The 20,106-nt window shown below is 62.8% G+C and carries 20 protein-coding genes; 4 read left to right on the top strand and 16 right to left on the bottom strand.

The features are described from left to right. Positions 1–2: 2 nt before the first annotated feature. Positions 3–2,216 (bottom strand): GTP diphosphokinase, encoded by a 2,214-nt coding sequence (relA, locus tag ACT7DK_RS03590; protein WP_445396409.1) that lies wholly within the window; start codon positions 2,214–2,216, stop codon positions 3–5. Positions 2,217–2,225: 9 nt separating this feature from the next. Then, the gene (gene rlmD / locus ACT7DK_RS03585) at positions 2,226–3,539 is read right to left on the bottom strand and encodes a 23S rRNA (uracil(1939)-C(5))-methyltransferase RlmD (RefSeq protein ID WP_445396407.1); all 1,314 of its coding nucleotides are present in this window, start codon (positions 3,537–3,539) and stop codon (positions 2,226–2,228) included. A gap of 80 nt (positions 3,540–3,619) precedes the next feature. On the opposite strand from rlmD, the gene barA reads away from it, so the two are divergent. Continuing rightward, positions 3,620–6,316 carry a two-component sensor histidine kinase BarA gene (barA, locus tag ACT7DK_RS03580; protein ID WP_445396405.1) on the top strand — a complete coding sequence of 899 codons (2,697 nt, stop codon included), beginning with the start codon at positions 3,620–3,622 and terminating at the stop codon, positions 6,314–6,316. Between the two features lie 68 nt (positions 6,317–6,384). Here the strand turns inward: barA and pdxJ are convergent, their stop codons facing one another. The 10 genes from pdxJ to rpoE all read right to left on the bottom strand — a co-directional run bounded on the left by pdxJ (position 6,385) and on the right by rpoE (position 14,772). Next, complete coding sequence (gene pdxJ, locus ACT7DK_RS03575) at positions 6,385–7,122, bottom strand: pyridoxine 5'-phosphate synthase (protein WP_445396403.1); 738 nt, start codon at positions 7,120–7,122, stop codon at positions 6,385–6,387. Further along, a complete protein-coding gene (recO, locus tag ACT7DK_RS03570) occupies positions 7,115–7,822 on the bottom strand; it encodes a DNA repair protein RecO (protein WP_445396401.1) in 708 nt (235 codons plus the stop codon). The genes pdxJ and recO overlap by 8 nt, the downstream gene beginning before the upstream one ends. Positions 7,823–7,824: 2 nt before the next feature. Further along, positions 7,825–8,730 carry a GTPase Era gene (era, locus tag ACT7DK_RS03565; RefSeq protein ID WP_445396399.1) on the bottom strand — a complete coding sequence of 302 codons (906 nt, stop codon included), beginning with the start codon at positions 8,728–8,730 and terminating at the stop codon, positions 7,825–7,827. Next, on the bottom strand, positions 8,727–9,395 hold the full coding sequence (rnc, locus tag ACT7DK_RS03560; protein WP_445396397.1) for a ribonuclease III: 669 nt from the start codon (positions 9,393–9,395) through the stop codon (positions 8,727–8,729). Before rnc ends, era begins: the two co-directional genes overlap by 4 nt. Next, positions 9,395–10,309 (bottom strand): signal peptidase I, encoded by a 915-nt coding sequence (gene lepB / locus ACT7DK_RS03555; RefSeq protein ID WP_445396395.1) that lies wholly within the window; start codon positions 10,307–10,309, stop codon positions 9,395–9,397. Before lepB ends, rnc begins: the two co-directional genes overlap by 1 nt. 2 nt (positions 10,310–10,311) lie before the next feature. After that, positions 10,312–12,108, bottom strand: a complete 1,797-nt coding sequence (gene lepA, locus ACT7DK_RS03550; RefSeq protein ID WP_445396393.1) for a translation elongation factor 4 — start codon at positions 12,106–12,108, stop codon at positions 10,312–10,314. Between the two features lie 81 nt (positions 12,109–12,189). Then, on the bottom strand, positions 12,190–12,639 hold the full coding sequence (locus ACT7DK_RS03545) for a SoxR reducing system RseC family protein (RefSeq protein WP_445396391.1): 450 nt from the start codon (positions 12,637–12,639) through the stop codon (positions 12,190–12,192). After that, positions 12,636–13,604, bottom strand: coding sequence for a MucB/RseB C-terminal domain-containing protein (locus ACT7DK_RS03540; protein WP_445396389.1), 969 nt, complete (start codon positions 13,602–13,604; stop codon positions 12,636–12,638). Before ACT7DK_RS03540 ends, ACT7DK_RS03545 begins: the two co-directional genes overlap by 4 nt. Positions 13,605–13,622: 18 nt before the next feature. Continuing rightward, the gene (locus ACT7DK_RS03535) at positions 13,623–14,177 is read right to left on the bottom strand and encodes a sigma-E factor negative regulatory protein (protein WP_445396387.1); all 555 of its coding nucleotides are present in this window, start codon (positions 14,175–14,177) and stop codon (positions 13,623–13,625) included. A gap of 16 nt (positions 14,178–14,193) precedes the next feature. Next, positions 14,194–14,772: an RNA polymerase sigma factor RpoE gene (gene rpoE, locus ACT7DK_RS03530; RefSeq protein ID WP_445396385.1), complete on the bottom strand. Its 579-nt coding sequence runs from the start codon at positions 14,770–14,772 to the stop codon at positions 14,194–14,196. A gap of 181 nt (positions 14,773–14,953) precedes the next feature. On the opposite strand from rpoE, the gene nadB reads away from it, so the two are divergent. Further along, positions 14,954–16,570, top strand: a complete 1,617-nt coding sequence (gene nadB / locus ACT7DK_RS03525; RefSeq protein ID WP_445396383.1) for an L-aspartate oxidase — start codon at positions 14,954–14,956, stop codon at positions 16,568–16,570. On the opposite strand, the gene ACT7DK_RS03520 is transcribed toward nadB, so the two are convergent. After that, complete coding sequence (locus tag ACT7DK_RS03520) at positions 16,555–16,947, bottom strand: protein YgfX (protein WP_445396381.1); 393 nt, start codon at positions 16,945–16,947, stop codon at positions 16,555–16,557. The genes nadB and ACT7DK_RS03520 overlap by 16 nt on opposite strands. Further along, positions 16,916–17,179, bottom strand: coding sequence for an FAD assembly factor SdhE (locus tag ACT7DK_RS03515; RefSeq protein WP_445396379.1), 264 nt, complete (start codon positions 17,177–17,179; stop codon positions 16,916–16,918). Before ACT7DK_RS03515 ends, ACT7DK_RS03520 begins: the two co-directional genes overlap by 32 nt. A gap of 119 nt (positions 17,180–17,298) precedes the next feature. Here ACT7DK_RS03515 and ygfZ point away from each other — a divergent pair, with 119 nt between their 5' ends. Beyond that, a complete protein-coding gene (gene ygfZ, locus ACT7DK_RS03510; RefSeq protein ID WP_445396377.1) occupies positions 17,299–18,201 on the top strand; it encodes a CAF17-like 4Fe-4S cluster assembly/insertion protein YgfZ in 903 nt (300 codons plus the stop codon). Here ygfZ and ACT7DK_RS03505 read toward each other — a convergent pair. Then, the gene (locus ACT7DK_RS03505) at positions 18,183–19,073 is read right to left on the bottom strand and encodes a LysR family transcriptional regulator (protein WP_445396375.1); all 891 of its coding nucleotides are present in this window, start codon (positions 19,071–19,073) and stop codon (positions 18,183–18,185) included. The genes ygfZ and ACT7DK_RS03505 overlap by 19 nt on opposite strands. Before the next feature lie 89 nt (positions 19,074–19,162). Here ACT7DK_RS03505 and ACT7DK_RS03500 point away from each other — a divergent pair, with 89 nt between their 5' ends. Then, a complete protein-coding gene (locus tag ACT7DK_RS03500) occupies positions 19,163–19,606 on the top strand; it encodes a PACE efflux transporter (RefSeq protein WP_445396373.1) in 444 nt (147 codons plus the stop codon). A gap of 30 nt (positions 19,607–19,636) precedes the next feature. On the opposite strand, the gene ACT7DK_RS03495 is transcribed toward ACT7DK_RS03500, so the two are convergent. After that, positions 19,637–20,104 carry a dicarboxylate/amino acid:cation symporter gene (locus ACT7DK_RS03495; protein ID WP_445396371.1) on the bottom strand — a complete coding sequence of 156 codons (468 nt, stop codon included), beginning with the start codon at positions 20,102–20,104 and terminating at the stop codon, positions 19,637–19,639. Between the last annotated feature and the right edge of the window lie 2 nt (positions 20,105–20,106).

Raw genomic sequence — 20,106 nt, 5'->3', positions numbered from 1 at the left:
CGTTACAGCCGCTTGGCTTCCAGTATGTCCGGCAACTGGCTGATCTTGGCCAGGGTCCGGCTCAGGGTGTCGATGTTGTAGACCTCGAGCTCCATGTCGATGATGGCGGTCTGCTGCTTGCGGTTGGAGCGGCTGTTGACGCCCATCACGTTGATCTTCTCGTTGGCGAGGATGGTGGTGATGTCCCGCAGCAGGCCGGATCTGTCGTTGGCCACCACCCGCATGGTGAGGTTGTAGCCGCCGGAATAGTTCTCGCCCCATACCGCGTCCACCATCCGCTCCGGGTGCTGGGCCGCCAGCTCCTTGAGCTGCTCGCAGTCGGCCCGGTGGATGGAGATGCCCCGCCCCTGGGTGATAAAGCCGATGATCTCGTCGCCCGGTATCGGCTGGCAGCAGCGGGCGGTGTTGGTGAGCAGGTTGCCCACCCCCTGCACCACTATATGGCCATGGGCCTTGTGATCCTGTGGCTTCTTCGCCGCCTTCTGCTCCAGCTGGCGCAGCACCTGCTCGTCCTGCTCGGCGCTGGTCGGCTTCTTGTGCTGCCCCTGCAGGTAGTTGAGCAGCTGGTTGATGCGCAGGTCGCCGCCGCCGATGCCGGCCAGCAGATCGTCCAGGGTGGCCACGTTGAAGCGCTCCAGCGCCTTCTTGTCGATCTGGGAGAAGGTCAGCCCCAGGCGGTCCAGCTCCTTGTCGAGCACCTCGCGGCCGGCGTGGATGTTCTTGTCCCTGTCCTGCTTCTTGAACCAGGTGGCCACCTTGGAGCGGGCCCGGCTGGTGCGCAAAAAACCCTGGTTGGGGTTCATCCAGTCCCGGCTGGGATTGGGCTGCTTCTGGGTGATGATCTCCACCTGGTCACCGGTCTGCAGCTGGTAGGTGAAGGGCACGATACGACCGTCGATCTTGGCGCCGATGCAGCGGTGACCGATCTGGCTGTGGATGTAGTAGGCGAAATCGAGCGGAGTGGCGCCGGCGGGCATGTCCACCACTTCCCCCTTGGGCGTGAACACATAGACCCTGTCCTCGAACACCTGGCTGCGCAGCTCGTCCACCAGGGAGCCGCTCTCGGCCATGTCTTCCTGCCAGGCCAGCAGCTTCCTGAGCCAGGCGATCTTCTCCTCGAAACCGCTCTGCCTGGCGGCGGCGGCGCCTTCCTTGTACTTCCAGTGGGCCGCCACCCCCAGCTCCGCATCCTGGTGCATCTGATCGGTGCGGATTTGGATCTCCACCGTCTTGCCCTCGGGCCCGATCACCACCGTATGGATGGACTGGTAGCCGTTGGGCTTGGGGTTGGCTACGTAGTCGTCGAACTCCCGTGGAATATGGCGCCACTGGGTGTGCACCACCCCCAGGGCCGCGTAGCAGTCCTGCAGATGCCGGGTCACCACCCGCACCGCTCGCACGTCGAACAACTCGTCGAAGTCCAGGTGTTTCTTCTGCATCTTGCGCCAGATGCTGTAGATATGCTTGGGCCGGCCGTACACCTCGGCCTCTATGCCCGCGTCGCGCAGCGCCGCCTTGAGCCCGGCGACGAAGTTGTCGATATAGGCTTCCCGCGCCAGCCGCTTCTCGTCCAGCAGCCGGGCGATACGTTTATAGGTTTCCGGATGCAGATAGCGGAACGACAGATCCTCCAGCTCCCACTTGAGCTGGCCGATGCCAAGGCGGTTGGCGAGCGGCGCGTAGATGTTGGCGATCTCCTTGGCCACCAGTACCCGGGTCTCCTCGTCGGCGCTTTTCACTTCGCGCAGGCAGGTGATCCGCTCGGCCAGCTTGATCACCACGGCCCGCACATCCTCCACCATGGCCAGCAGCATGCGACGGACCTTGTCGACCTGGGCCTCGGAACTCTTGTCACTGTGCACATGCTGCAACGAGCGGATGGCTTCCATGTCGGCCACCCCCTGCAGCAGGCGGGCGATATTGTCGCCGAAATCTTCCCGTGCCTGCTCCAGACTGAGGTAACCGCTTTCCAGGAAGGGATAGAGCAGGGCCGCCTTGTGGGTATCCAGATCCATGCTCAGGGTCAGCAGTATCCCCACCATCTCCACGCCCTGGGCGTGCAGCCGCTGCTCCACCTCCGCTGGCACCCCCAACCGTCGGCAATAGTCGTAGACCGCCGTCAGTTGCTCCCGCTCTTTCGCATCCAGCGGCAGGGTCGCCGCCCACTCCGCCAGGCTGAAGGTTGATCTGAGGTGGGTGTCGCGCACTGAAACCATAAGCGTCCCTTAGCTGAGTTCAAACAAGGCCATCGCTTCACAATGGGCCGTATGGGGAAACATATCAATGAGGCCGAGGCGGACGAGTCGGTATCCCCCCGCCAGCAGGACCTCGCTGTCCCGGGCCAGGGTGGCCGGGTTACAGGAGACGTAGAGCAACCGCTGCGGCGAGAGCTTCAGCAGATAGGGCATCACCTGCTCGGCCCCGGCCCTCCCCGGATCCAGCAGTACCCGGTCGAAGCCCTGCCTGGCCCAGGGTTCGGCGGTGAAGTCGGCAGCCAGGTCGGCCCGGTAGAAACGGGCCTGGACCAGGCCGCTGTCTTCCGCGTTGCCGCGGGCCTGCTCCACCATCTCCATCACCCCTTCCACCCCGATCACGGGATGCCCGGCCGAAGCCTGCGGCAGGGAAAAATTGCCCACGCCGCAGAACAGATCCAGTATCGCCTGCCCGGGCTCGGCCGCCAGCCAGGCCAGTGCCTGGCGCACCATCTGCTCGTTGAGCAGGCCATTGACCTGGATGAAATCCCCGGGAGTAAACGAAAGTCGGATATTATCTATTTGATAATAAATCGGAAAAGGAACATGTAAAGGACGACGGCCGGCATCGTCCTGTAAAAACAGCGCCAGGTTTCGCTCCTGGGCGAAAGCCAGCAGGCTATCCAGGTCCCGGTTGGAGAGTGCACCACCGTGGCGCAGCAGCAGGGCGACGCCTTCGGCCGCCAAATACAATTCCAGGTGCCCGAGCTGCCTGCCCCCCTGCAGCCGGTTCAGCAAGGCGCGCAGGTCGGGGATCAGGGCCGACAGGGTGGGTGCCAGCACACCACAATGCGCTATCTCCACCAGTTCGTGGGACTGGTGCCGGCGAAAACCCAGGGCCACCCCCTTGCCTTGGCGCCGGATCGCCAGCCGGGCCACCCGCCGGTAGCCCCGTCCCTCCCCCGTCAGCCACTCGGGTTCGGGCAGCGCCTCGACACCGTGGCGGGCGAACAGCCGGGCCACGGCACGGGCCTTGAGGGCCCGCTGGGCGGCCAGCGGCACGTGCTGCAGCGAGCAGCCGCCGCACTGGGCGGTATAAGGACAAAAGGGCTTCTGCCGTTCCGAGGACGCCTTCAGCACCTTGACCAGGCTGGCGGTCTGGTACTTGCTGTTCTGTCCGGTCAGCCGCACCCGTACCCGCTCGCCGGCCAGCACGCCGGGCACGAACAGGGGCTTGCCCTGATGGCGGGCCACCCCCACGCCGTGGGCGTTGAGCTCGAGGATCTCGACCTCGAGCGGCGCCAGGGTCTGGACATCGGGCTTTTTGACCTTGAAGAACTGAACCATAAAACGTGGAGCCCTCGAACCGGCTATGTCATCATAAGCCTCTGTTGATTTGAGCGCGTATTGTCCCACATTCACCCACTATGACCAAATACGGCCTGCGAGCCCGGGTACTGGCTTTCACCATCTTACCGACCCTGATCATCGGCATACTGCTGGCCGGCTATTTCTCCGTGAACCGCTACCAACAGCTGGAAGAAGCCCTGATCCGTCAGGGAGTCAACGTCATCGAACCCCTGGCCCTGGCCAGCGAGCTGGCGCTGACCGGCCGCAACCGGGAAGCGCTCAACCGCCTGCTCAGCAACATCCATCGCAACAACAGCCCCCTGGTCAAGTCCATCGCCCTGTTCGATCTGGAAGGCCGGCTGCTGGTCACCTCCAACTACCACCGCGACTTCAACATTATGCGCCTGCCCGAGGGACTGCCCCTGCCCAGGATCACCCTGGTGGAAACCGGTCCCGAGGGCATCATACTGCGCACCCCGGTGGTGACCGACAGCATCCGTGCCGATGCCCTCTGGGAGGAATCCTCCTCCACACCCATCGGCTATGTGTCCATGCAGCTGACCAACGACTCGGCCATGCTGGTGCATTACCGGGACAGCTTTTTCGCCGGCCTGATCGTACTGCTCGGGGTCTGTCTCAGCACCCTGTTCGGGGTGCGGCTGATCAAGGGGGTGTCCCAGCCGATCACCGACATGGTCAGCGCCGTGTACAAGATCCGCGAGGGCCGGCTGGATACCCGGGTCAGCGGCGAGTTCACCGGCGAGCTGGAAGTCCTGAAGAACGGCATCAACGCCATGGCCAAGTCCCTGTCGGAATACCATGACGAGATGCAGCAGAACATCGACCAGGCCACTTCGGATCTGCGCGAGACCCTGGAGCAGATCGAGATCCAGAATATCGAGCTGGACATGGCCAAGAAGCGGGCCCAGGAGGCAGCCCGGGTCAAGACCGAGTTCCTGGCCAACATGTCCCACGAACTGCGTACCCCCTTGAACGGCGTCATCGGCTTCGCCCGCCAGTTGCAGAAGACCAGGCTCACCTCCAACCAGCTGGATTACCTCAAAACCATAGAGAAATCGGCCCAGAACCTGCTCGGCATCATCAACGACATCCTCGACTTTTCCAAGCTGGAGGCCGGCAAGCTGAAGATGGAGCAAATCCCCTTCTCCCTGCGCGACACCCTGCAGGAGGTGATGACCCTGCTCGCTCCCAGCGCCCACGACAAGGGGCTGGAGCTGTCGCTGCGGGTGGACGCGGCGGTGCACGACAGCCTGGTGGGCGACCCGCTACGATTGCAGCAAGTGCTCACCAACCTGGTGGGCAACGCCATCAAGTTTACCGAGCAGGGCAACGTGGACGTGCGGGTCGACGCCCGTCCCGCCGGCCAGCCGGACAAGGCCGGCCTGTGCATCCATGTGCAGGACACCGGTATCGGCATCTCCGACAGCCAGCGCCGCCAGCTGTTCCAGGCTTTCAACCAGGCCGACTCCAGCATTTCCCGGCGCTACGGCGGCACCGGCCTGGGCCTGGTGATCACCCAGAAACTGGTGCACCAGATGGCCGGCGACATCGAGCTCTACTCCGAGCTGGGCTCGGGCTCGGTGTTCAGCTTTACCCTGGAGCTGGGCCGGGCCGCCCTGCCCCTGGCCGAACCTCTTCCCCTGAGCGAGCTCGCCGACAGGACGATACTCTACCTCGAGGAAGACAACTTCAGCCGCCGGGCCACCACCGCCCTGCTGCGGGAATGGGGAGTGCAGGTGCTGCACGAACCCTATCCAGGGGTCGCCATCGACTGCGCCTTGCTGGGTTTCGGCCCTCACACCCTGCCCAGCCAGATGGAGCAGAGTATCCTGCGGCAGAGGGACCACGACAACAAGGTGGTGGTGCTGCTCAGCTCCACCGATCCTACCCTGGTCGATGCCCTGCTCAAGACCGGTGCCAGCCACTGCCTGAGTAAACCGGTGCACTACCAGAAGCTGGCCCACGCCCTGGTGGAGCAGGACAGCCCGGCCCCCGAGGCCATGCTGCAGATCACCCTGGCGCCCCCTTCCCACAAGCAGGCGCTCCGGGTGCTGGCGGTGGACGACAACCCGGCCAACCTCAAACTGATCAGCGCCATGCTGAGTGAGCAGGTCAGCCAGGTAGAAAGCTGCACCAACGGCCGGGAGGCACTGAACCTGGCCACGGTCAACCGCTACGACATCATCTTTATGGATATCCAGATGCCGGTGATGGACGGCATCCAGGCCACTCGCGAGATCCGCGCCCGGGGAGGCCCCAACGCCAGCACCCCGATAGTGGCGGTGACCGCCCACGCCATAGAGGGAGAGCGGGACCGGCTGCTGCGCCAGGGCATGGACGACTACCTGGCCAAGCCCATCGATGAGGCCATACTGGCCCGCATCATAGAGCGTTTCAGCCACAGACCCCGGTCGCCGGGACAGATAGACTGGTCGCTGGCAGTCAAGCAGGCGGGGGGCAAGGAGCCACTGGCGAAGGAGATGCTCGCCCTGCTGCTGCAGAGCTTCGACGAGTTCGCTCCCCTGCTGGATGCCGCCCTGTCCGGGGAGCTGGAGGGCGATCGGCTCTACCCGCCCCTGCACAAGCTGCATGGCGGCACCGCCTATTGCGGCGTCCCCCAGTTGCAGGCGCTGGTGGCCCAGCTGGAGCGGGCCCTGCTGGCCAAGCAGCCGCTGGATGAGCTGGAGCCCGAACTGCTGGAACTGGAAGAGCGGATGGGACAGATCAGGGAAGAGGCGAAGGAATATTTATAATCCGGTGAGGGATGAGGGGTGAGGAGAAGCCTCACGTCGCTCCCCTCACGCCTCACCCTGACCGACGATCAAACGCCCTGGCGGGCTTCGCGCATCAGCCGCTTCATGTCGCGCACCGCCTTTTCCAGGCCGTCGAAGGCGGCGCGGGCGATGATGGCATGACCGATGTTGAGTTCCAGCATCTCGGGGATGGCGGCGATGGGCTTGACGTTGTGGTAGTGCAGGCCGTGGCCGCCGTTGACCTTGAGCCCCAGATCATGGGCGTGAGAGGCGGAGGCGGCGATGCGCTTGAGCTCCGCCAGTTGCTCCGCTTCGTTGGGAGCATCGGCGTAATGGCCGGTGTGGATCTCGATATAAGGCGCCCCGGTGGCCACCACGGCATCGATCTGGGTCTTGTCCGCGTCGATAAAGAGCGACACCTTGATGCCGGCCTCGGTCAGCCGGGTTACCGCCGCCTTCACCTTGTCGAGCTGGCCGGCCACGTCCAGGCCGCCTTCGGTGGTGACTTCTTCCCGCTTTTCCGGCACCAGGCAGACGAAGGCGGGCTTGATACGGCAGGCAATATCGAGCATCTCCTCGGTTACCGCCATCTCCAGGTTCATGCGGGTTTGAATGGTCTGAGCCAGGATCTCCACGTCTCTGTCGGTAATGTGGCGGCGATCCTCCCGCAGGTGCACGGTAATACCGTCGGCGCCGGCCTGTTCGGCCACCGCCGCCGCCTGCACCGGATCCGGGTAACTGGTGCCCCTGGCATTACGCAAGGTGGCGATATGATCGATGTTGACCCCTAAATACAATTCACTCACTGCGACTTCCTCTCTTTCCTTTGACAAACAGGGCCCGACTACGCAGGGCCCGGCCCCCCAAGTAGGGCCCCAGGGCCTGGCGACTGAAACGTTTGGCGGAAACCAGTACCTCGGCCCGCTCGAGATCCAACTCGGCCAGGGCATAAAGGTGCCCCCCCGGATAGGCACCCGGCTCGGGTCCTTCCAGGGCCACGAAACCGGCTTCCGGCTGGTAGCGGTACCAGCACTCCGGCAGCACCGCCTCGCCGGTCAGGGCATCCTGGGTAAAATCCACGCCGTAACCCAGTATATTTAGCATATAAAACTCAAAATAACGCAGGCATGGTTCTATTCTCTCGCCATTTGCCAGTTTTTTCAGCGTATCGTGATAGACATCGAACACTTCGTCGAATGGCGTCTGGGTTTCCAGCAGGTAATAGATCAGCTCGTTCAGGTAGAGGCCGCTGTAGAGGGCGCTGCCCGCCAGGGAGATGGCCGGGCCGCTGGCTTCGGCGCTGTGCAGGTTTTTCAGCTCGCCCTTGCCGGCGAAACCGAGCCGCAAGGGTACGAAGGGCTGTAACAGCCCCTTGAGGGGGGAGCGGGGCTGGCGGCTGCCTTTGGCCACCAGGCTCTGCCGGCCCAGCTCCCGGGTAAACACCTCGACCAGCTGGCTGGTTTCCCGGTAGGGCCGGCTATGGATGACAAAGGCGGCCTGGGCCATGCTCAGTCGTCACCATACCCCAGGCTGCGCAGGGCACGCTCGTCGTCGGCCCAGCCGGATTTGACCTTGACCCACAGCTCGAGGAAAACTTTCTGCTCCAGCATCTGCTCCAGCTCGATACGCGCCTCGGTGCCGATCACCTTGAGTTTCTCGCCCTTGTTGCCGATCACCATCTTCTTCTGGCCACTGCGCTCCACCAGGATCAGGCCGTTGATATGCACCATCCCCTTGTCGTTGACCTGGTAGCGCTCTATCTCCACCGTCACCGAGTAGGGCAGCTCCTCGCCCATGAAGCGCATCAGCTTCTCACGGATGATCTCCGCCGCCATGAAGCGGGAGGAACGGTCGGTGATGTAGTCTTCCGGGAAATAGTGCAGCGACGGCTTGAGCCGCGAACGCGCCAGCTTGGCGATGGTATCCACATTGGTGCCCTTCTCCGCGGAAATGGGCACAATGTCGGCGAACTCCATCTGCTGGGACAGCCACTGGATATGGGGCAGCAGCTCGTCCTTGCTCTTGACGTTGTCAATCTTGTTGATCGCCAGCACCACCGGGCAGTGGAGGTGGCGCAGCTTGTTCAGCACCATGTCGTCGTCGGCGGTCCACTTGGTACCCTCCACCACGAACACCACCATCTCCACGTCGCCCAGCGAGCTGGAGGCGGCCCGGTTCATCAGCCGGTTGATGGCCCGCTTTTCCTCGATGTGCAAGCCGGGCGTATCCACATAGATGGCCTGGTAGGCGCCTTCGGTGTGAATGCCCATGATGCGGTGGCGGGTGGTCTGCGCCTTGCGCGAGGTGATGCTCACCTTCTGTCCCAGCAGCTGGTTCAGCAGGGTGGATTTGCCCACATTGGGGCGGCCGACGATGGCGATAAAGCCACAGTAGCTCTGCTCTTGTTCGGTCATAGCAAGGTATCCAGGGCATGTTCGGCAGCAGCTTGCTCGGCCTTGCGACGACTGGTGCCAACACCAACCACCGGCTCGGGCAAACCGTCCACCAGGCAATGCACGGTAAATTTCTGATTATGTGCCTCGCCGATCACGTCCACCACGGTGTAAGTGGGCAAGGGCTTGCGCTTGGCCTGCAGCAATTCCTGCAGCCGGGTCTTGGGATCCTTCTGCTCGACCCCGGGCTGAATGTCGTTGAGCCGCTCGTCGTACCAGGACAACAGCAGCGCGTGGATCTGTGTTATGTCGGTATCCAGGTAGATGGCGCCGATCAGGGCCTCCACCGCATCCGCCAGGATCGACTCGCGCCGGTAGCCACCGCTTTTCAGCTCGCCCGGGCCCAGGATCAGGTAGTCGCCCAGCTCGAACTCCCGCGCCAGCTCGGCCAGGGTCTTCTCCCGCACCAGGGTTGCGCGCATGCGCGACATGTCGCCTTCATTCACCTTCGGAAAACGATGGTAGAGGGCGTCGGCGATCACCATGCTGAGGATGGAGTCGCCCAGGAACTCCAGCCGCTCGTTGTGACGGGAGCCGGCGCTCCTGTGGGTCAGGGCCCGCACCAGCAGGGTCTCGTCACCGAAGCTGTGACCCAGTTTTTTCTGCAGAATGTTCAGTTTTTTCATCAATGAATGGCGCCTATGCGGCTGAAGCGCACGTCGCTCGGCACCCAGGCGGGCAGCCAGCCGTCGGCGCTGCGTTCAAACTCAAAGCTTATCCAGATGGCCACCGCCCGGCCCACCAGGTTCTCTTCGGCCACGAAGCCCCAGAAGCGGCTGTCGGTGCTGTTGTCCCTGTTGTCACCCACCGCGAAGTAATGGCCTTCCGGCACCACCCATTCGTCCCGGGCGGTGCCCGGCTGACGGTGGTACATGGACACCCGATCCGGCAGCAGCGGGTTGACCAGGATGTCGTGGGGGCGCTCGGTCAGGTGCTCCCGGTAACGCTCCAGGGGGATGCCCATCTGGGTGAACTCGCCGCTCTGGACGAATTCCAGCGGCACGGGGGCGAAGTCGGGACAGTCGTTGCCGTCGCAGGCCGGCTTGATAAAGAGCTGCTTGTCCCGGTAGACGAGGCGATCCCCGGGCAGACCGACGATACGCTTGATGTAGTCGATGCGGGTGTCTTCCGGATACTTGAACACCGCCACGTCGCCCCGTTTGGGCTCGCCGGTGGGGAGCAGCCTGGTGTTGGTCACCGGCTCCTTCAGGCCGTAGGAGAACTTCTCCACCAGGATGAAGTCGCCTACCAGCAAGGTCGGCATCATGGAGCCGGAGGGGATCTGGAAGGGCTCGTAGATGAAGGAACGCAGCACCAGCACGGCGGCGATCACCGGGAAGATGGACTTGGCCTGCTCGATCCAGCCCGGTGCCGCGGCGGCCCTGGCCAGGGCCGATTTGTCCACCTTGTTGCCGTGCACCAGTTGATCATCGGCGATCTTGCGGGCCCGCTGGGGAGCCCAGATCCACTTGTCACAGGCCCAGATGATACCGGTGACCAGGGTCACCAGCACCAGGATCAGGGCAAAGGTACTCGCCATGGTTACTTATCCTTTCCGACATGCAGGATGGCCAGGAAGGCGTCCTGGGGGATATCCACCCGGCCCAGGGACTTCATTCGCTTCTTGCCTTCCTTCTGTTTGGCCAGCAGCTTTTTCTTGCGGCTGACGTCGCCGCCGTAACACTTGGCGGTCACATCCTTGCGCAGGGCCTTGACCGTGCTGCGGGCGATGATGTGGTTGCCGATGGCGGCCTGGATGGCGATGTCGAACATCTGGCGGGGAATAAGCTCACGCATCTTCTCCACCAGCTGGCGGCCCCTGAACTGGGCATTGTCCTTGTGGGTGATGATCGCCAGGGCATCGACCCTGTCACCGTTGATCATGATGTCCAGACGCACCATGTCGGCAGCCTCGAAGCGTTTGAAGCCGTAGTCCAGGGAAGCGTAACCGCGGCTGCAGGACTTGAGCCGGTCGAAGAAATCGAGCACCACTTCCGCCATGGGGATGTCGTAGCTCAGCGCCACCTGGTTGCCGTGATAGACCATATTGGTCTGCACGCCGCGCTTCTCGATGCACAGGGTGATGACGTTGCCCAGGTATTCCTGGGGCACCAGTATGTTGCACTCGGCGATGGGCTCGCGGATCTCCTCGATGTTGTTCACCGCCGGCAGTTGGGAGGGGCTGTCGATGTAGACGGTCTCGCCGTCGGTCTTGACCACCTCGTACACCACGGTCGGCGCCGTGGTGATCAGGTCCAGATCGTACTCCCGCTCCAGCCGCTCCTGGATGATCTCCATGTGCAGCATGCCGAGGAAGCCGCAGCGGAAGCCGAAGCCGAGGGCATTGGAGGTTTCCGGCTCGTAGAACAGGGAGGCGTCATTCAGGGACAGCTTATCCAGGGCGTCGCGGAAGGCCTCGTAGTCGTCACTGGAGATAGGGAACAGGCCGGCATAGACCTGGGGCTTGACCTTCTTGAAGCCGGGCAGGGGCTTGTCGGCGCCGTGCTTGGCCAGGGTCAGGGTATCGCCCACCGGGGCGCCGTGGATTTCCTTGATACCGCACACCACCCAGCCCACTTCGCCGCAGTTGAGGCCGTCGGTGTCCTTCTGTTTGGGGGTGAAGATGCCGATGCGATCCACGCCCCATACCTGGCCGGTGCTCATCACCTTGATCTTGTCGCCCTTCCTCAGGCTGCCATTCTTGATCCGCACCAGCGACACCACACCCAGGTAGGAATCGAACCAGGAGTCGATGATCAGCGCCTGCAGCGGCGCCTCCGGATCCCCTTCGGGGGCCGGGATCTTCTGCACTATGGTTTCCAGCACCTCGTCCACGCCCAGTCCGGTCTTGGCCGAGCAGCGCACCGCATCGATGGCGTCGATGCCGACGATGTCCTCTATCTCCTGGGCCACCCGCTCCGGCTCGGCCTGGGGCAGATCTATCTTGTTCAGCACCGGTACCACTTCCAGATCCATGTCCAGGGCGGTATAGCAGTTGGCCAGAGTCTGTGCCTCAACCCCCTGGCCCGCGTCCACCACCAGCAGCGCCCCTTCACAGGCGGCGAGGGAACGGGAGACCTCATAGGAAAAGTCCACGTGTCCCGGGGTATCGATAAAATTCAGCTGGTATTGGTTGCCGTCTTTGGCCTGGTAGTTCAGGGTCACACTCTGGGCTTTGATGGTAATGCCGCGCTCCCGCTCCAGGTCCATGGAGTCGAGCACCTGTTCCTGCATTTCCCGATCCGACAGGCCACCGCATACCTGGATCAGGCGGTCGGACAAGGTGGACTTGCCGTGGTCGATGTGGGCGATAACGGAGAAGTTACGAATATGCTTCATGATGCAATAAGGAGTCCGTATTCTGATAAAGCGAGAGTCAGGGGCGAGATTCTACTGGATTCGCGGGACCGTGGCCAATCCTTAGTCGATGTTGGCCAGCGGAAGCAGCGGGCCTATGAGCACCGGCTCGGACAACGCCCGGCCGCCCCGACGGGACAGCCGCGAGCTCAGCCAAAAGCCGGTGCCGCCACCCAAGGTGGCCCCCAGCAGGGTACCGCCGTCACCGGCTCCCAGGCCGATGCCGGCCAACAGCGCGCCGGCCAGCAGCAACAGCAGGGGCAACAGGTATAACAACAGGGCACTGGTGATGAGGCTTTGCTCGGGAATACCGATACGCACCCGCTCCCCAACCTTGAGCTCAAGTTCGGTGGCGATGAAGAAACGATGTTCGCGCCCCGGCAGGGCGTTGGATACCAGGCCGGTGCCGCACTGGCTGTTTTGCCGGCACTGGCCACAGGCGGACTTGCTGAAACTGGCGACTTCTACCCCCCCCTCGCCTACCGCCACCACGATTGCCACTTCTTCGATCATGGGTTGGCGACCTTGGGCTGGATCGACTCGGCGATACGGCGGGCAGTCTCGGCGGGAATGTCACCCACCACGGTGATCTCCACCCGCGCCGGATTGATCAGACTGACCAAATGGGTGGCGCCCTGGCGCACCAACTGCTGGTGGGGCTCGCTGCCGGCGGCCGCCTGGGCCACATAGACGGAAATATCCACCACCCCGTTGGAGGCCATCAGGTAGTCCACCGACTGTTCGGTCACCGGTAACTTGTGTTTGTCCTCGGATTTGACTTCGAACCCCTGGGGCAGCCAGCCGGCCTGCCAGGCCAGTGGCTGCTGATGAGAGGGATAGGCTTCAGACAGCGACATGGAAGGAGGCAGGTTGGCGCTCTTCAACTCACGCAGGAATGGCGCCGGCTCTTCGCTGATGTGCAAGGCCACGCCCATGACCTGTTCCACCAGATCGGCATTTTTGTCCAGCGTGTCCAGCTTCAGTAACAACCCGGAGTCTTGATCCAGCCACAACACATAGCCGTAGTAATGGTCCGCCTTGGGCACCAGACGCACCACCTGGGCCACTCTGCCCAGAACCCGGCTACGCCCGGCGATCACCGCATCGTAGTGGGCCGACAAGGACTCCAGCGACATCAGTTGCAACCGGTTGAACAGGCCGGGCAGGCGTGAATGCTTGAGCGTGTAGCCATCCTGAGTGGCATCGAAGAAGCTGATTTCATCATCCCGCTGCACGTACTCTCGCGGTCGCCCGTTGAGATGGGTGAGATGGGTCAGCACCAGGCCATCGAGGTGCCCCCGGGTGAGGCGCTTGGGCTCGAGTTGACCCTGACTGGATTCGACCAGGGTCAGTTCGAAGTTGAGCTGACGATAGGCCTGTTGCATTTGCTGCAACAGGGCCTCGGCCGGCCCCTCGGCCATTACCGCGGAGGACAGGGCCCAAGCGAACACCAGAACAACGGCACGCAGTCCGCTCATATTCAAATTCGATTACCCTTAATGCTGCCGAAGACGCTGTTGCAATTCGTGATCCAGCAACAAGGCATGGATCTTGCGCTGCTGTTCCAACAAGGCCTGCTCGTTCAACGCTTCCCGGCTGTCCATCTGGTAGTTAAGACTAACCGGAGACGCTCCGCCGCTCAAGGGAACGGTATTCAGCACGGGAGACGGCACATCGGATTGCTGACTGTACTGCTGCACTCCGAAGATCACCGCCGCCGATACCGAAGCGGCTACGGCAAACTGGCCGAGCTGACGCGTCAGGGGACCGACCCGTCCGAAGAGGGGTCGCAGTACCTGCGCCGGTCGCTCTCGAAGCTGACCGGGCCCTGTTGGCGCCACCATGACTGGCTCCTGCGCCAAGGCTTCCGCTATCCGCTCGCTCAAGTCAAGCTGCAGGTGCGTCGGCAAATCGTTGCGCATGGCATCGCCATAGAGATGGTACCGACCAAAGGTTTCAGACAGTTCGCTGTCGCGGCTGAGTTGTTCTAGCAGCACCTTATCCTGGATTTCTCCGTCCACCAGTGCCGAGATTTGTTCTTTGTGTTCCATAACTCTGCTTCCCCGTTTACCCATGCAGTAAAGGTTGGACCCGCTTGTCGATTGCCTCCCGCGCCCGGAAGATCCGGGAGCGAACGGTACCCACAGGGCAATCCATTACACTGGCAATTTCTTCATAGCTCATCCCTTCCAACTCTCGCAAGGTAATTGCCGTTTTTAAGTCCTCCGGAAGTGCATCAATGGTCTCGAATACCGCCCGCTTGATCTCGTCCGACAACATGAGGTTCTCCGGTGATGACAGCTCCTTCAGCGCCTCGCCACCGTCGTAGTATTCTGCGTCGTCTATCTCAACATCGGAGCCCGGGGGACGCCGTCGCTGAGAAACCAGATAATTCTTGGCTGTGTTTACCGCTATCCGGTACAGCCAGGTAAAGAACGCACTTTCGCCCCTGAAGCCGGGTAAAGCCCGGTAGGCCTTGATAAAGGCCTCCTGCGTCACATCTGGTACGTCTCCATGGTTGGACACGTATCGGGCCACCAGGTTCGCCACTTTATGTTGATATTTTCTGACCAGCAGGTTGTACGCATTTTTATCGCCACGCTGGACCCGTTCAACCAGCTGCTGGTCCGTTAAATGATCGCTCATGCGAGCCGCGTAACCTCCGATTATTCCAGCGCCTTGCCACCGGCCCGTGATAAGCGCACCTTAGTAGACTCCGGGTGCGGGGAAAAGTTCTGAACTCATTTGAGAAAGATGATTCCGGCTGCGCCTGCGCTCAGCTTGGGATAACATAGAGACATTCTCCATCCCCGGCCAATGATACTTTATGAAGGATCCCGTTGAATACCTCTGCGACGTACTCATCATTGGCAGCGGTGCCGCCGGCCTCTCCCTGGCGCTGAAGCTGGCCGACCATGCCAGAGTGCACGTGCTCAGTAAAGGCCCGCTTGCCGAAGGCGCGACCCTCTACGCCCAGGGCGGCATCGCCGCCGTGTTCGATGAAACCGACAGCATCGAATCCCATGTCACCGATACCCTGATCGCCGGCGCCGGCCTGTGCGACGAAGAAGTGGTGGAATTCACCGCCAGCAACGCCCCCGGCGCCATCCAGTGGCTGATCGGCCAGGGCGTCCCCTTCGATACAGAGGAGTCGGCCGGAGGCGAGCCCTCCTATCACCTCACCCGGGAAGGGGGCCACAGCCACAGGCGCATCTTCCACGCCGCCGACGCCACCGGCCGGGCGGTACAGATGACCCTGACCGAACAGGTGCAACGCCATCCCAACATCCACATCCTGGAGCGGGTCAACGCCCTGGATCTGATCACCACCGCCAAGCTGGGCCTGCCCGGCAACCGGGTGCTCGGCGCCTATGTCTGGAACCGCAACAAGGAACGGGTGGAAACGGTACGCGCCAAGTTCATCGCCATGGCCACCGGTGGCGCCTCCAAGGTCTACCAGTATACCTCCAACCCGGACGTCAGCTCCGGCGACGGCATCGCCATGGCCTGGCGTGCCGGTTGCCGGGTGGCCAACATGGAGTTCAACCAGTTTCATCCCACCAGCCTCTATCATCCGGCCGACAACAACTTCCTGCTGAGCGAGGCCCTGCGCGGCGAAGGAGCCCTGCTCAAGCGTCCCGACGGCAGCCGCTTCATGCCCGACTACGACGAGCGGGCCGAACTGGCGCCGCGGGACATCGTCGCCCGCGCCATCGACCATGAGATGAAGCGCCTGGGCGCCGACTGCATGTACCTGGACATCAGCCACCAGCCGGCCGACTTTATCGTCAAACACTTCCCCACCATCCATGAGCGCTGCCTCAAGGTGGGCATCGACATCACCAAGGAACCCATGCCGGTGGTACCCGCCGCCCACTACACCTGCGGCGGCGTCATGGTCGACCGACAGGGCCGCACCGACATCGAAGGCCTCTATGCCATCGGCGAAGTGTCCTACACCGGCCTGCACGGCGCCAACCGCATGGCCTCCAACTCGCTGCTGGAGTGCATCGTCTTCGCCCGCGCCGCTGGCGAAGACATGCTGTCCAAGCTGGCGGACACGCCGGAGCCGCCCCTGCTGCCCCTGTGGGACGAAAGCAAGGTGACCAACTCGGATGAAGAAGTGGTCATCCACCACAACTGGCACGAACTGCGACTGTTTATGTGGGACTATGTGGGCATAGTGCGCTCCAACAAGCGGTTGGAGCGGGCCAAGCGGCGCATCGACTTGCTCAAGCAGGAGATCCAGGAGTACTACGCCAACTTCCGGGTCAGCAACAACCTGCTGGAGCTGCGTAACCTGGTGCAGGTTGCGGAGCTGATCGTGTTGTCCGCCATGGAGCGCAAGGAGTCCCGCGGCCTGCACTTCACCCTGGACTATCCGGAGCAGTTGGACGATCCCAAGCCCACCATACTGACACCGGCCAACTACCCGGCCGACTGACCGCCGTTCAGCACCAGCCGGGACAGGCGCCGGAACACCTCGTCCGGCACCGCGTCCTGGAACAGCCAGAGCGGCGGCCAGGGGTCGCCTTCCAGTACCAACAGCAGAAAGCCGGGCCCGACCCGGCTGTGCTTCGACAGTGCGCCACTGCGCCCGTTCAGGGTGAGCCGACCCTGGTTGAATTCGCCTTCAAGCAGATAGGTTGCGGCCTGGCGCCACATCAGCAATACCGCCAGCGCCCAGCCGGGGGCGAACCACCACCAGCGCTCCGCCAGCAGCAGGATCGCCGGCACCCACATGGCCCCGGCGACCCCCAACAGGTAGCCGCGGTGGAGCAACGACGGCTCAGCGTTGATTGCGAATCTGGTTACGCTCAAGGATATAGCCCACCATGGCCTGCAGCTCGGCGTCCTTGGAGCGGTCGTGGCCCATGAACCAGGCGAACAGATCCGGATCGTCACACTCCAGCAGACGGCGGAACGTCGCCTGATGAGTCTGATCCAAGGCGTCGTATTCATGTTCGACAAAAGGCCCCAGGATCACGTCCAGCTCCAGCATGCCACGGCGGCAGGCCCAGATCAGGCGGGGTTTATCGGAGGTATTGAGCATGGTGGCTTCCAGAAAAGAAAACAAAGCCCATGTTATAAGGTCGAATGAGTACTGACAAATAAGTTGGCCATCTTTACCATGAGGGTCACACTTATTTATAGACAACAGAGGATGTACCCGTGTTGACTATCGCCACTTCCCCCGTGCTTTACCCCCTGAGCGACAGGGCCGTACTCCGTCTGACCGGTGACGACAGAACCAAATACCTGCAGGGCCAGGTCACCTGCGATGTGGCCGCACTCGAGGCCGGCGACGCCTGTCCCGGGGGCCACTGCGACAGCAAGGGCAAACTGTGGGCCCCCTTCTGGCTGGCCAACCTGGGCGAACAGCTGCTGCTGCTGCTCAATCATTCCCTGGTAGCACGCCAGTTGCCCGAGCTGAAAAAGTTCGCGGTGTTCTCCAAGGTGGAGGTCGAGGATGCCAGCGACCGCTGGCAGGTGTTCGGCCTGGCCGGCGAAGGCCTGTCCCACTGGCTCAACCACCACGTGGGCGACGGCAACCTGTGGCAGGGCGGCATCGTCATTCCGGTGGCGGCCGAACACGCCCTGCTGGTACTGCCCCTGGACGCCGAGCTGCCCGAGCTGCCGAGGGGCAGCGAGCAGGAATGGCAGGGCCTGATGATCCAGGCCGGGCTGCCCGACATGAGCGCCGAGCACCAGGGCGAATATATCCCGCAGATGCTCAACCTGCAGGCGCTCGGCGGCATCAGCTTCAACAAGGGCTGCTACATGGGCCAGGAAACCGTGGCCCGGGCCAAGTACCGGGGCGCCAACAAGAAGGCCATGTTCGTGCTGGCCGGCAAGGCGTCCGGCAAGATTGCCGTCAACCAGGATCTGGAGCTGCAACTGGGCGATAACTGGCGCCGGGCCGGCACCGTACTGAGCCACTGGCAGCGGGGCGAGGACTGCCTGCTGACCGCCGTGCTCAACAAGGATCTGGATGCGGACACCGTGCTCCGGCTTAAAGATCAGCCGGACAGCCGGTTGCAACTGCAGCCCCTGCCCTACGACCTGGTGGACTGAGCCGCGCCGATGGCCGCGTTCTTCAACCAGGACGCGGCCTTGCCCAGCGGCCGCTGCTTGTGCCAGATAAGCTCCAGCGCCACCTGCCAGTCGGTATCGTCGAACGCCAGCCGGGGCGACACCAGCAGCCCCTCGCCCAGGGCCCGGGCGACGATGTGTTCGGGCACGTAGGCCCAGCCCAGGTTGCGCTGCACCAGCTCCACGATGACCCAGTGGCTCTCCACCCACCACACCTCCGACGCCACCCGCAGCCGCACCTTCTCTTCGCTGTCGTTGCGGGTCGCCACCATCAGCTGGCGGTGGCGCTTGAGCTCCTCCCAGTCCACCCGCTGCCCGGCCAGCACATGGCAAGGCGCACAAACGATCTTCATCGGTACCCAGCCGAGGGCATGGAAGTTGAGCGCCGAAGGCAGGATCTCCTGCCGCCACATGATGCCGAGATCGACCCGCTCCTCCAGCACCATGCGGCTGACGTCCTCCATCAGCGGGAACAACAGCTCCAGTTCGACGCTGGGAAACTGGCGGGCGAACTCGTCCATTAGCCCGCCCAGCTGCTCCGAGGGATAGAGTTCGTCCACCGCCAACACCAGCCGGCTTTCCACCCCTTCCCCCAGGCTCCTGGCCAGGCCGCGAAAGTGCTCGCAGCGCTCCAGTATCACCCTCGCCTCCGCCAGTAGTCGCTCCCCGGCCGGGGTCAGCCGGGGATAACGGCCGTCCCGGTCGAACAGCGGGTTGCCGAGATCGATCTCCAGGTTGGCGACGGCGGTGCTCACCACCGACTGCACCTTGCCCAAGCGGCGGGCGGCCGCCGAGAAGGAGCCGGTTTCCACCGTGGCGACGAAGGCCTGCAATTGCTCGAGAGAGAAACTCATCTATCTGTATATCCGATACTAACTAACTTTTACTCTCGATATTAGCAGATAGAATCGGGAGCCATGAGCTTGATTGCCGAGGACATAACATGCGTACCACCAAAGACCGTATTCGCCATACCCTGGGATTTGAGATCATCGGCCTGCTGATCTTCGCGCCCCTGGCCAGCCTGCTGTTCGACCACCAGCTGTTCGACATGGGACTGATGGCCGTGGTCGGCTCCCTGATCGCCACCTTCTGGAACTATGCCTACAACCTGCTGTTCGATCATGCCATGGTGTTGCTGCGCGGCGACGTACGAAAGAGCACGCCGATCCGGGTGTGCCACGCCCTGCTGTTCGAAGGCGGCCTGCTGCTGCTGTTCATGCCGATGATCGCCTGGTACCTGGGGATCAGCCTGTGGGAAGCCTTCGTGATGGACATCGCCATGGCCAGCTTCTACCTGGTGTACGCCTTCGTCTACAACCTGGCCTACGACCGTGTCTTTCCCATCCCCTTCTCCGTCCGGGAGCAGGCCGCCGGCCAGGGATAAAAAAACCGCCGGACGGCGGTTTTTTATCTTTTATTTTTCCTGTACCGGTGCCAGCCCGGTGGCCTCTTCCAGGCTGTCCGGGTTGCCTTCCATCCTGGCCACTATGGTATTGACCGCGGTGTCGCCCACCACGTTGGAGGCGGTACAGAACATGTCGTTGATGCGGTCCACCGCCATGATGATGGCCATGGCTTCCACCGGCAGGCCCATCTGGTGCAGCAGCACCCCGGCCATCACCACGGCGCCGCCGGGCACGCCGCCGACCCCGATGGACATCAGCAGTACGGTCACCCCCACCGTCAGCAGATCGCCGGTGGCAATGGGCGTACCGGAGATATTGGCGGCGAAGATGGCCGCCAGGGTGATGTAGATGGCGGAGCCGGACATGTTGATGGTGGCGCCCAGTGGCACCCCGAAACCGGCGATGGCCAGATCCCGAAGCGTGTCGTCGGAGGTGACCCTGCCGCCTCTTTTTTCGGTGCAGCAGACAATCACCATCT

The organism is Zobellella sp. An-6, from assembly GCF_052487945.1.
The sequence above is the reverse complement of the archived record's forward strand: the minus strand, read 5'-3'. Positions and strand labels throughout refer to the sequence as shown.